This is a genomic window from Legionella sp. W10-070 (assembly GCF_900640175.1).
Taxonomy (GTDB): domain Bacteria; phylum Pseudomonadota; class Gammaproteobacteria; order Legionellales; family Legionellaceae; genus Tatlockia.
Genome location: NZ_CAAAJC010000012.1, coordinates 90961 through 103605, shown reverse-complemented (window position 1 = coordinate 103605; position 12645 = coordinate 90961). Strand labels below are relative to the sequence as shown.

The window sequence follows — 12645 nt, the reverse complement described above, 5'->3', positions numbered from 1 at the left end:
CTCAAGCGGCTGAATTGCTAAAAGAACAGCGCAATACGTTAGTACTTGCTGATAAAGGATATGATTCACAGCCATTCATTAACTCCCTGAAGAGTCAGAATTGTTGTCCGGTGATCCCATCGAGAAAGCATGTAAAATGTCCAAGAAAAATTGATAACGAGGTCTATAAAGAGCGGTTTTTAATCGAAACTTTTTTCTCAAAAATAAAGCATTTCCGCAGGGTTTTTTCACGTTTCGATAAAACCATTTCAGCATTTTTAGGGTTTATTCACTTTGCCGGAGCGCTGATATGGATGCGTTAGAAATTTCGTTCACGGAGCCTAGGCTCTGTGAACCAATTTTCTAACGCATCCATTTAAGCGTTCCGGCCACGGTTGCCAAGACCATCCTCCAGTGCGAGTATTTTAGTGGTAATCCACCTTTACTTGACCACGCCATCCTCAGGTGGTTCTGGTCTAATCAAGTCATAAAATTGAGTACATAAGCTAAGGTAGCTACCCAGTTTCTTTTTGAAAAATAGATTTAGCAGTTTTTAGGATAAGAAAATAATCCAGGATTGCGTAATATAACTAGAATAATTTTAATTGAGAGCCTGCGGGCATGACCGGTTTTTTGTCATCTACAAAGCGGCAGGACAGTAAATAATTGACAAGTTTGCATATAAGTGTTTTGCTGCAAATCTGTATTCATATTATGATGGACTACTGCTTATTAAGTAACATCCTATGGTCAAAGTAAACTCTTCAGCCAAATTTATCTTTGATAAAGAAAACAATCGTTACCTTTGTGAAGGAGCCTGGTCTGTTCTTCATTTAGATGATTTGCTATGCCGTTTTCAGAGTTCCCCCCCCCCTGTGGCAGCGAAGCTGACAATTGATGGAACCCAACTCTCTCAATTTGACAGTGCAGGCGCATTAACCCTTATGCGATGTATAAACACGCTGGAAGCCAAAGGAACGCAAGTGGCGCTTGCCGGATTTCAAGAAGAGCAAAAATCCCTGTTGGAACTGGTTGAAAAAAAACAGGAAATATTAGGCTACAAACCCCCTCCGCCAGTGAAAAAGACGTTTCTGGAGCGGGTCGGTGAAGAGAGCATCAATAAATTACATCAACTTGATGGGTTTATTATTCTGATTGGTGACTTAAGTAGCAAAATTTTTGCAGCATTCGGATACTGGCGGCGCTTTCAATTGCCAAGCATTATTTCCAACATTCACTCTGCCGGCATACAAGCCCTGCCTATTATAGCTTTATTGGCTTTTCTTATTGGAATTGTGCTTGCTTACCAGATGGGATTACAGTTACAAACTTATGGTGCCAATATTTTTATTGCCTATTTATCCGGCTTGGCTATTTTTCGTGAATTTGGCCCGCTGATTACCGCAATTATTGTAGCAGGCCGCACCAGCTCGGCATTTACCGCACAAATTGGCAGCATGAAAATCAATGAAGAAATTGATGCACTAAAAACAATGGGCTTATCGCCTACCGAACTTCTGGTTATGCCTAAAATCCTGGCCTTACTTTTTATCTTTCCCCTGCTCATATTCTGGGCTGATGCCTTTAGTATCTTAGGTGCATTATTTATGTCAAAATGGATGCTTAATGTCAGTTATGCTGATTTTATGATGCGCTTAAGGGATTCTGTAGGTCTGGATCAAATGTTACTGGGCCTGTACAAAGCACCAGCCTTTGCAATATTGATCGCCCTGGTTGGATGTTTTCAAGGATTTAGAGTGGAGGCTGACTCAATTGGCAGTCAAACGACAAAAAGCGTGGTGCAGGCATTGTTTCTGATTATCATTGCTGACGCAGTCTTCTCAATAATTTACAGTTGGTTGAACCTGTAAATGAGTAATCCAATTATTGAAATCAAGGGGTTAAAAAATTACCTGGGAGGGCAATGGGTTCACTCCGATGTCAATCTTACGGTTGAAAAAGGCGAAATCTTAGCCATCATCGGGGGTAGCGGTAGTGGCAAGACAACCATTTTGCGCAGTCTTTTGATGCTTTTAAAGCCGACTGCTGGCTGCCTGAAGGTTTTCGGTGAAGATATTTCCACTTTATCAGGCCCTCAGGCCGATGCGCTACGCCGACGCTGGGGAATGCTCTTTCAGCACAGCGCCCTCTTCTCTTCAATGAATGTACTGGAAAATATTATCTTTCCCATGAGAGAATTTACTGCATTAGAGCCTCGATTTATGGAAGAGCTCGCTATGCTTAAAATTTCCTTAGTCGGATTACCCAAGGAAGCAGCGGGGAAATTTCCTTCAGAATTAAGCGGTGGAATGCAAAGACGTGCAGCGGCTGCACGTGCTTTGTCAATGGATCCTGAATTATTGTTTTTAGATGAGCCCACAACAGGGCTTGATCCGCGCAGTGCAAGGCAGTTTGATGAGTTAATTCTCTTTTTAAGAAACGCCTTGGGCTTGACTATTGTTATGATTAGCCATGATATTGAATCATTAAGGCGAACTACAGACCGGATTGCTTTTGTTGGTGAAGGTAAAATATTAGCTATTGGCCCCTTGGACCAGCTTATGCAGAATAAACACCCATTAATTGCCGAATACTTTAGTAAACTTTAAACTGGCTATTTAGACTAGACAAAAACGGGAGCACACTTTTTTGGAAGCAAAAACCAACTACACTGTGGTCGGCTTAATCGTATTAATCCTTATAGCAGGTTTGATTGCTTCAGGTTTGTGGCTATCGGTTGGCTTTGATCAAAAGAAATATACTATTTATGAAGTCTATATGCATGAAGCTGTTTCAGGACTTAGCAATGATGCCGCTGTCAAGTTCAATGGCGTTCAGGTAGGTTTTGTCAAAAAAATTGAACTTAACCAGCAAGACCCGCAGCAAGTGAAACTGCTACTGGGTATTGAAGATAATATACCTGTTACCACAAGTACCAGTGCGACACTCATCTCACAAGGAATTACGGGAACTACTTATGTTGGGCTCTCAGCCAGCTCCTCCGATTTGACACCGTTAAAAAGACTCCCTCACCATCGTTACCCTATTATTCCTTCAAAGCCTTCGTTGTTCAAACAACTCGATAGTGTTCTTAAGGAAGTTTCTGAAAATGTTAACAAGGTCAGTATTGAAGTAAGCCGAATTTTTGACAAGGAAAACGCAGATTATATAAAAACAACGTTAAGCAATCTTAAGACAGTAACTGATGTTATTGCGAAAGACAGTGAACATATTCATAGAAGTCTGCAAAGTGCTGACCTCTTCTTGAATAACGCAGCAAAAGCAAGTCGTGACCTTCCCCAGGTAGTTATGGACCTAAAGAGAAGTGTTCTAAAATTTGACGCCATGACAACAGTAATGAGTAGAGCGGGAGACTCGGTCTCCGATACCATGAAAGCCGGGAAAGCAGCCATCAATCAAATTTCACAGCAGGCAGTCCCTCCTACAGTAACCCTGCTGCATCGACTTGATACCATTGCAGCCAATCTTGAAAAAATCAGTGCACAAATGCGTCAAAATCCTTCTGTAATTATTCGTGGCACCCAACCACCTAAACCAGGACCAGGAGAATGATTGTGAAAAAATTCAACCTTTGGTTGCTACTCTGCATTCATTTCCTCTTGATAGGTTGCGCCGTTAAACCGCTGGTTACCAGCCAGTATAAATTAGCAGCCTATAGCAAAAAGCAAATGGCAGGTAAAGCAACTAAATATTCTATTTTTGTCAATACACCCGTTGCAGCAGCGGGCTATAAAACAGAAGAAATGCTATATACCAAAAAACCCTTCGAATTAATGCCGTTTGTCCATAATGCCTGGGTAGACCCGCCGGCAGAGATGCTTCTACCCCTGATTGTCCAGAGCTTAAATTGCAGTGGTTATTTTCATGCGGTCGCCTCAAGCCCAAGCTCGGAAACCACCGATTATCGGCTAGATACCCAACTAATTGAACTGCAGCAAAGCTTTTTGACTAAACCAAGCAGGATTCATCTGGTTGTCAAAGCGGTGTTAACCCGTGTTGATGACAATCGGATCATTGCCTCACGGATTATCTGCCCTCAGGTAACCTGTCCAATAGATTCGCCTTATGGCGGAGTGCTGGCAGCAAACCGTGCAACAGAACTGTTTACTACAGAGCTAACTAATTTTATAGTGATGCATGTTAAGCAGGATGCACCGCAAAAATAAGGATCTTTACTCCAAAGCCAGAGATAGCGAAACAGGTAAAACAATTGTACAATGAGCCGCCATTATGGCATTTTAGTTTAAAAGTGGCACTACATGGCTTATCGCCGGTAAATAGTTGCCAAAAATAACGCAATATCAAGAATTAAAGGAGAAAAAGAGGATGAAAGCCAGATCGTTTGCTAAGTTGGGACTTGTTGCTGCCGGCGCGATAGTAATTGCAGCCTGCTCAAGAACCCCTGGCAGTGCTGATGGTATCGGAATAAATGGCGGTGCTTCTGCTCATGGTTTAGGACAATTGAGCCGCTTTGCCGGTCAGGAGCCTGGCGAATCCTATACAACCCAAGCACCACATAACCAGATTTATCTGTTTGCTTATGATGACAGCTCTTTTAATCCTAAATATACGGCTTCGCTTAATGCCCAATCAGAGTATTTAAAGTCCCATCCAGGAGCACGTGTCCTTTTGGCAGGACATACGGATGAACGGGGCAGTCGTGAATATAATATAGCGCTGGGCGAGCGCCGTGCCAACACCGTGGCTCAACTTATGCGGATGGCCGGGGTAGGTAGGAACCAACTTCGTGTTGTAAGCTATGGCAAGGAACGTCCCGCAACGTTTGGTCATGACGAGGCATCCCGTATGCAAAATCGTCGTGTCGAGCTAACTTATGAGGCAACCCGATGATTAGATCCCATCGACTCCTGCTTTGCTTATGCTTTACTTGTCTTTTACCCCTGCAGGTTTTAGCCGAAGCACCCGTAGTTGACGACAGCGAAAATTTTGCCATTTTGGAAGAACAACAGGCTGTGATAGAACAGCCTGTTGCCAAAGCCCAGTTAGATGATATAAGCAATGAAGAAGAGATAGCGCTTGCACAAGACAATCGCGACAGCAATGCTGCTAACGCAGGTTTACTCGATAAATTGCAAGGGCTTCAACAAGAACTCCAGGAGTTGCGAGGCCAGCTGGAAGTACAGGCTCATGATTTAAAATTGTTACAGCAACAACAGCTGGCATTCTATAAAGATCTTGATGCACGCTTGCGTAATCCCTCCAGCCTGGCTCATTCAGCACCATCTGTTGCCGAACAGCAGTCTGCCCAATTGTCCATTGCGCCAACTGTCGCGAAAAACAATTTTTCTGAGCAGCCAGTGAAACCAGCCACTGAAGAAAAACCCATTATACAGCCGATGAATAATGTTTCTCGTGCTAACCCTGCTGATGAACAAATCAGCTATCTTGCAGCATATGACTTAGTAAAAAACAAACGATTTGATGAAGCATTATCAGCAATGCAGACTTATGTTGCCCAGTATCCTCAAGGTGGCTATGCAGCGAATGCCCAATATTGGCTTGGGGAGCTTTATCTGGTTAAAAATGACTACTCCAAAGCAATCAGTCATTTTGAAGTCGTCCTCAAAGAGTTCCCTTCATCAAGCAAGGCAGCAGCCAGTAACTTAAAAATCGGCTACGCACTTGCCGCCTCAGGAAAACCAGAAGAGGCAAGGTTACGGTTGCAGGAAGTCTTAAGAAATTATCCTGATACCCCAACTGCACAACTGGCGGTAACCAAGCTGGAGTCTTTAGGCGTTTCATGAAACAAGGCAAAAACCAATTACGCATTACGGAGATTTTCCATTCCCTGCAAGGTGAATCAGTAACCGTAGGTCTGCCTACGGTATTTGTTCGCCTGACAGGTTGCCCATTACGCTGTCAGTATTGTGATACTGCCTATGCTTTTAGCGGAGGCAGTATCATGCCTGTCGACAGCATTATCGCCACAGTAGCCTCTTATCAATGTAAGTTTGTATGCGTCACCGGTGGCGAACCCTTGGCTCAGCCAGGATGCATTACGCTTCTGGAAGCGTTATGCGATGCAGGTTATAACGTTTCCCTGGAAACAAGTGGCGCCCGTGATATTGCCCAGGTCGATAAAAGGGTCATGGTCGTCATGGATTTAAAAACACCGGCTTCAGGAGAGTCAGATAAAAATTTATTTCGCAACCTGGATTATCTTAAACCAGACGATCAAATCAAGTTTGTATTATGTGACCGCAACGATTATGAATGGGCTTGCCAAATAATAACCACTTATAATTTATCAGAGCGGGTTCAACTTTTATTTTCCCCCAGTTGGAATGAGCTAAATCCCACTCTGCTGGCTGACTGGATAATTAGCGACAAATTGCCCGTTCGTTTTCAATTGCAGTTACATAAAATTTTATGGAATGACACCCCTGGTCATTAACTAAGGAGATAACAGACTATGCAATGGTTCGCCCAAGCACCGTCTAATATTGCCCTGATCAAATATATGGGCAAAAAAGATGACATCAATAATATACCGGATAATGCATCGCTATCTTATACGTTGCATAATCTCTTAAGCAGCGTCGCACTTGAAGCCCATAATGGTAAAAAAGATTTTTGGGAGCCGCTGGAAATCCCCGGCGGCGGAAGTTTTGAATTATCCCCTGCCAGCCAGACCCGTTTCCTTAAACATTTGGTTCGCCTGAAAGACTATTTTAATTATCATGGTGCCTTTATTGTGCGCTCTTCAAACAATTTTCCACATAGCAGCGGCCTGGCAAGTTCCGCTTCGAGTTTCGCAGCACTCACCAAGTGCGCCACCCTGGCCTTATCTGAATTAACCAACACACCCCTTCCTTCTGTAGAAATACAAGCGCAATTAAGTCGACTAGGATCAGGCTCATCCTGCCGCTCATTCTTTTCACCATGGGCCTTCTGGGAGGATGATAAAATTAAAGCCATTGAGCTGCCTTATAAAGAACTGCAGCATCAAGTCATTGTCATTAGTCATGAGGAAAAAAAAGTATCCTCCAGTGAGGCACATCAACGGGTAAAAACAAGCAGCCATTACCCCACCCGCAGCCAAAGGGCGACAGCCAATTTAAAAGTCCTCTTAGCAGCATTGGAATCACAGGATTGGCAGAGTGCTTATCAGATTTGCTGGCGGGAATTCCAGGATTTACATCAATTATTTACCAGCTGTGAACAGCCATTTTCTTATATGACCGAAAAAACCCATCAAGCCCTGCGAAACTTACAGGAGCTTTGGAGCCGTAAGGGGGATGGTCCGCTTGTGACAATGGATGCAGGCCCCAATATTCATCTTCTTTATCGACCGGATCAGACTGAAATGGCATTGCAATTTAAGCAAGACTATCTAATTGGTAACTATGATGTCTTATGATTTTCAAACCACTACTTATGGGAAATGGATTCTTGCTGGCGAACATGCGGTTCTACGGGGGCATGGTGCACTTGTTTTTCCTATCCCAGAAAAAACACTAACCCTGAGCTTTAAGTATTCAAATTCGCAGCTTAGTGCTGACTACGAGGGAAGCAGCGGCTCCGATATGCACTTACTGTTTTGGAGTGTATTAGAACAAGGGTTGCAGTTTTTAGGTAAATCCCTTCATGGTTTAACAGGCTACTTTCATCTGCAAAGTAACATTCCTATCGGTGTTGGCATGGGTGCTTCAGCTGCCCTTTGTGTTGCTGTAGCACGCTGGCTTGCATGGCAAGAACTGTTAGCCGATGAATCGGTTTATTCCTTTGCCAAAAACCTGGAAAATTTGTTTCACGGACAAAGCAGTGGATTAGATATCGCTGGCGTGGCCGCTGATTCGGGCGTTTATTTCCAACAAGGGACAACCGCCGCCGTAAAACAGCGCTGGAATCCCTGCTGGTTTCTTTCCTCTTGTGAACAAATTGGCATCACTTCCCATTGTATTAGTCAGGTGCAAAAATTATGGCAAACGGATGCCATTCATGCGGCCTCGATTGATAAACAAATGCATGCCAGTGTTTTAACGGCACAGCAGGCCTTAGAAAATGATGAAGCCTCATCCTTGCCAAGGCTCGCAGAAGCCATTGAACAGGCTGCAGCTTGCTTTAGCCAGTGGGGACTTGTCAGTGAAAACCTGCAACATCATATGAAGTTTTTGCTAAACGCCGGAGCCCTGGCTGTTAAACCAACCGGTTCAGGTGGAGGAGGATATGTGATTAGTTTGTGGGATAGTCCCCCCTCCAGCATACCTGTTGATTTTATTTGTGTATAAGCAATATTGTTGACTTTAGTATAGGCTCTTAATTTTTATTCAGGCGTTGAATTGTGTCATCAAGCATGCGCGTTAATTTATCGATAGCACCGGTGATTGCCTGTTGTATGCTTGGCGCATGATCGCTAACAGCGATGGGCTGGTAATTTTTGAGACGGGCTTCAAGCAAACAGCGTTTGTCTTTCTGTCCTGATTTATGGCTGTTTTCATCACCCAGATGAATTTCCAGGCGGGTAATATACGCATCAAATCGCCCCAATGCCTTCAGTAACTGGCTTTCAACCTCTTTCTCCAGTTGCAGATGCCCATTAATATGATTGTTGGTGTTAAACTGGATTTTCATTGCTGCTCCTGTGTGTTTATTTGTTTAAAATCTGAAAATACCCGCAGCCCCTGTTTCTGTAGGCATGCTGGCACTGGGAACAACGACAACCTCACCGCCAGTTTTTAATGTCAATTCAGCTAAATCATCCAGCAAATCATTAACACCGGGATTTTGTAAATCATCAGATTGAATGTCACCCGTTCCTCGATCCAGACGCCCCCCTACCTGCGTCTCTGCCGCAATAAGCAGTGCGGAGATACGACCATCGAAGACTGCCTTTCCTAGTTCACTTAAGTTATCCGAGCCTAATTTCCGCGCTTTTGCCTGATTATATTTCTCGATAAGTTTATTGAGCTTATTTAAATAATTTGTCCTCATCAGTTCCCAGGCTTTCTCGCGCAGAGTATTTACAGGAACCGCATCAGGGTGAATATCCAGACTCTTTTCTATTAAGAATGGATTGCGACTAATGGAATGAAACAGATGGTGATGCTCAGGAAGAGCAGCTAATAATAGAGGTAATCCTGAGGGTCGTGAATAATAATTCAAAATTTTGGAATCAATAATTTTAAAAAACCGTGAGGCATCTGAATCTACTTCCTCTTTTTTGCCGCCATGCCCATGGTACATAGCTGGTCCGCTTGGCCCATGACCGTATGATCCTACCGTTTGATGGGGGGTCGTCAGCTCATCACCTAACGCGTCTACTATAGTAAGAGGAATATCTGCGTCAAGTTCAATTTCACGCAAGCTATCGCGATTTCCCTCAAATAGTTTCACCTCATGCCGGTTAAGCCCAAGAATATGGTATCTGTCGGCTGATTGGACAATTCTTATCAGAGGTTTGATGTGAAAATCATCTGCTACAATCGCCAGTTCAGGAACAGGCCTTGGTAATCTATAAATTTGAAAAAAATCCCCTGCACCCAGCACAGCCAATCCCTGGTCATTATGTTCCCAGAACGTGAAATCGTTGGCCAACTCATAAAATGGTTGCAAAATATCCCTGGCTTTTGATTTGCTGTAATACTGCTTTAGCGAATCTTCCATTACTTTTATAAGATTTTTAAAACGAATAGAATCCTGCTGATTATTCGGATGGCTGCGGTGAGTCGGCTGGTATAGAGACAGGCAGGGAGGCTCGTTATAATTTATTAGTTTCATCAGGTTATCATGTGTTAGCAAGTCCATTTTTCATCTCCCTGTGTAATTTCATCCTGTTTACTGATCCGATTTTTGTACTAATAGATAAATAATTCAGTTGTTCATCATAAAAGTTTAGACCAAACTGGAGCAAGGGTGGGATACAAAGATGAACGCTGGGAAAAAAATATATGAGGTGACACTTCACTGAAGCGATAATTCAAATCAAACCACAATCAACCTCAGAGCTAATTCAATGAAAAACCAGGATAATTCTCTTTCAATCCATAAGAATACTGTTCAATAAAAAGCTTACAATAGTCCTTAAATTGTTGATAATTCAACGAACCTCCCTTAGACAGTTTTATCTCAGACTCTTGCTTGCACTGAGAAATCATCCCAGAAATCTCTTCTGACTCATCATCATCTTTAGCCTGTTTTCGTTCATATTCTAAATTTTCAATAATTCTATTTTTAGTTTCTTTTATTTTGATGGGATAAAGCTCTTCTGGATATGAGATCTTCATCCAGGGATCATAATAAACCGTAGTCTTTCCATCAGAGATTCTTAATAAGACATGATCAAAACAATCAGGCATTTCCATAACTTCAATTTCAAATTTGGAGAACTTGGGATGTTGGATTAAATAATAGATTGCTAAACCAACAAATTCTTGACAGTTACCAGCCCGGGCAAGCAAACCATTACTACCAAATATTGCATATTGAAATAGTGGGTTTTTTTGACTGAGATCAGGTGCTTTTTTTAATAAGCTTGTTTTGTGCTGATAGCTGCTTTTTGAATCTTTTGTTTGTTTTTCATAAACAACCTTCATCCTCGCATGATCAAGAGCCTCGCCCGACCAGAATTGCGTCTTGATTAAATCTGATTTCACATTTCCCGAGCCAATCACAAGATCAACTTCTATGCGCTTTTGAATATTATTTATAATATGTTCGAGGGGCTGCTTTATATCCGGCATACTATCAGTAATAGTTGTTAGCTCTACTTATATTTTATCCTAAATTCCCCACGTTTGTTTCAATTGCTGATAATTGCATAATTCATCTGCAATTCTAGTACAACGTTTCACTGATTCTGTCTTACACTGTCATTCCCGCGCAGGCGGGAATCCATAGCCCAATTTAGCTCCTCACTTCACCTGAGAGATAGATTCAGTGAAACGTTGTACTAGTCTACAAATTGATAATAAGTTTCATCTTTTTTTATCATTCCTAACTCATGACGAGCCTGCTCTTCCAAGGCTTGCTCCCCTCTTTTTAACTCAGCGATATCTGCTTCCATGGCACGATTACGAACAAGAAGCTTCTCATTTTCCCTGGCTTGAACTTCCAGTTTTTTTTCAAGGTTAATCCATTGCAATAGACTGCCATCGCCTAACCACAGTTTATACTGCAGGCCAATTAACGCTAATATTAGGATAGCGATGATAGTTCGCATGGCTCACTAAGAAAGTCGAATTTATTTTATTATATACCTGTCATCGATGTTTGCGAATCTCCGATACCGCTCCATAGATAAACTAAATGTAAAAACAGTTACCCATGCCCTTAAATTACGCATTAAAGAGTCCGGCTCCCGCATAACCTGGCAGGATTGCCTCATTAATTCTTAGTAACTGGTTATACTTTGCGACCCGATCAGTACGGCATAAAGAGCCTGTTTTAATTTGGCCGCATCCCGTTGCCACTGCGAGATCCGCTATGAATGCATCCTCAGTTTCCCCGGAGCGATGTGACATGACACAACGGTAACCATTCGCCTGCGCCAGACGGATAGCCTGCCTTGTTTCGGTTAGAGTACCAATTTGATTCGGTTTAATAAGAATGGCATTCGCCATCTTTTGTGCAATCCCTTCTTGCAGAATTTGGCTATTGGTTACAAAAAGATCATCGCCCACTAGCTGTAATCGACTCCCCAAGCTAGCAGTTAACTGTCGCCAGCCCTCCCAATCATTCTCATCCAGACCATCTTCAATACTGACTATTGGATAGCTATCAAGCAATTCACTGTAATAGCCAATCATTTCCTCACTGCTCAATTTTTTATTTTCCGAGGCTAAATAATAAGCACCTTGCTGAAATAATTCTGACGCGGCCACATCAAGCGCAAATACAATGTCCTTACCCAGTTTAAAACCAGCCATTTCAACTGCCTGAACAAGAATATCCAATGCCTGCCGATTGGATTTAAGATCAGGAGCAAACCCACCCTCATCTCCTACTGCGGTATTTAAGCCCTGCTGTTTTAACACCTGTTTTAAAACATGGAAAATCTCTGTACCCATTTGCAACGCCATTGGGAAATCAACAGCACCTATAGGCATCAGCATAAATTCCTGAAGATCGACATTGTTGTCAGCATGGGCACCACCATTTAGTACATTCATCATCGGCACAGGCATAGACATGGCTTCACCCTGATTAAGCGCTAAATACAAAGGCTTTTTCAGGGCATTGGCATAGGCTCTTGCACTTGCAAGCGAAACAGCAAGCAAGGCATTAGCTCCCAAGCGTGATTTATTGGCAGTTCCATCCAGCTCACAAAGCCGCGCGTCCAGTTGCTCCTGATTACTTACTGAAAAACCTTTTAACAGCTGATTAATTTCACCATTAATCGATGCGACTGCCTGACGAACGCCTTTACCAGCATAGCGTGACTTATCGCCATCACGAAGCTCGCAAGCTTCCCGGCTTCCAGTAGAGGCTCCAGAAGGCACACTGGCTCGTCCCCATTCCCCATTCGCGAGGATAACATCTGCCTCAACTGTTGGATTACCTCGTGAATCCAGAATTTCACGCCCTTTGATATTAGCTATTTGCATGGTATGCCTTACTGAGAAAATAATTATTAGGGATTTTAGGCAAGCTGCTTTTTTAGTTCAAGCCATTGCCAATCGATAA

At 42.8% G+C, this 12645-nt stretch carries 15 protein-coding genes; 10 read left to right on the top strand and 5 right to left on the bottom strand.

The window, feature by feature from the left end; all coding sequences use genetic code 11:
- The 10 genes from E1O65_RS07160 to E1O65_RS07110 form a co-directional block, all read left to right on the top strand.
- Positions 1 to 302: transposase (locus E1O65_RS07160; protein ID WP_165474922.1), on the top strand; the 302-nt coding region annotated here is incomplete at its 5' end.
- 423 nt (positions 303 to 725) lie between these two features.
- Entirely contained in the window at positions 726 to 1850 is a 1125-nt protein-coding gene (locus E1O65_RS07150; RefSeq protein ID WP_133132905.1) for an ABC transporter permease, read from the top strand.
- A complete protein-coding gene (locus tag E1O65_RS07145; protein ID WP_133132904.1) occupies positions 1851 to 2588 on the top strand; it encodes an ATP-binding cassette domain-containing protein in 738 nt (245 codons plus the stop codon).
- Positions 2589 to 2628: 40 nt separating this feature from the next.
- Complete coding sequence (locus tag E1O65_RS07140; protein WP_133132903.1) at positions 2629 to 3552, top strand: MlaD family protein; 924 nt, start codon at positions 2629 to 2631, stop codon at positions 3550 to 3552.
- A gap of 2 nt (positions 3553 to 3554) precedes the next feature.
- Positions 3555 to 4166, top strand: coding sequence for an ABC-type transport auxiliary lipoprotein family protein (locus tag E1O65_RS07135; RefSeq protein ID WP_242601556.1), 612 nt, complete (start codon positions 3555 to 3557; stop codon positions 4164 to 4166).
- Between the two features lie 160 nt (positions 4167 to 4326).
- Positions 4327 to 4851, top strand: coding sequence for a peptidoglycan-associated lipoprotein Pal (pal, locus tag E1O65_RS07130; protein WP_133132901.1), 525 nt, complete (start codon positions 4327 to 4329; stop codon positions 4849 to 4851).
- Positions 4848 to 5765 (top strand): tol-pal system protein YbgF, encoded by a 918-nt coding sequence (gene ybgF / locus E1O65_RS07125; RefSeq protein ID WP_133132900.1) that lies wholly within the window; start codon positions 4848 to 4850, stop codon positions 5763 to 5765. Before pal ends, ybgF begins: the two co-directional genes overlap by 4 nt.
- Positions 5762 to 6415, top strand: coding sequence for a 7-carboxy-7-deazaguanine synthase QueE (queE, locus tag E1O65_RS07120; protein WP_133132899.1), 654 nt, complete (start codon positions 5762 to 5764; stop codon positions 6413 to 6415). Before ybgF ends, queE begins: the two co-directional genes overlap by 4 nt.
- Positions 6416 to 6433: 18 nt before the next feature.
- A complete protein-coding gene (locus E1O65_RS07115; RefSeq protein WP_133132898.1) occupies positions 6434 to 7381 on the top strand; it encodes a diphosphomevalonate decarboxylase in 948 nt (315 codons plus the stop codon).
- On the top strand, positions 7371 to 8252 hold the full coding sequence (locus tag E1O65_RS07110) for a mevalonate kinase (RefSeq protein WP_133132917.1): 882 nt from the start codon (positions 7371 to 7373) through the stop codon (positions 8250 to 8252). The genes E1O65_RS07115 and E1O65_RS07110 overlap by 11 nt, the downstream gene beginning before the upstream one ends.
- A 28-nt stretch (positions 8253 to 8280) precedes the next feature.
- Here E1O65_RS07110 and E1O65_RS07105 read toward each other — a convergent pair whose 3' ends face one another.
- The 5 genes from E1O65_RS07105 to eno form a co-directional block, all read right to left on the bottom strand.
- Positions 8281 to 8595, bottom strand: coding sequence for an HPF/RaiA family ribosome-associated protein (locus E1O65_RS07105; RefSeq protein WP_133132897.1), 315 nt, complete (start codon positions 8593 to 8595; stop codon positions 8281 to 8283).
- 24 nt (positions 8596 to 8619) lie between these two features.
- On the bottom strand, positions 8620 to 9768 hold the full coding sequence (locus tag E1O65_RS07100) for a hypothetical protein (protein WP_133132896.1): 1149 nt from the start codon (positions 9766 to 9768) through the stop codon (positions 8620 to 8622).
- 200 nt (positions 9769 to 9968) lie between these two features.
- Complete coding sequence (locus E1O65_RS07095; protein ID WP_133132895.1) at positions 9969 to 10703, bottom strand: hypothetical protein; 735 nt, start codon at positions 10701 to 10703, stop codon at positions 9969 to 9971.
- A gap of 209 nt (positions 10704 to 10912) precedes the next feature.
- Positions 10913 to 11182, bottom strand: coding sequence for a septum formation initiator family protein (locus E1O65_RS07090; RefSeq protein ID WP_133132894.1), 270 nt, complete (start codon positions 11180 to 11182; stop codon positions 10913 to 10915).
- A gap of 115 nt (positions 11183 to 11297) precedes the next feature.
- Positions 11298 to 12566, bottom strand: a complete 1269-nt coding sequence (gene eno / locus E1O65_RS07085; protein WP_133132893.1) for a phosphopyruvate hydratase — start codon at positions 12564 to 12566, stop codon at positions 11298 to 11300.
- Positions 12567 to 12645: the final 79 nt, after the last annotated feature.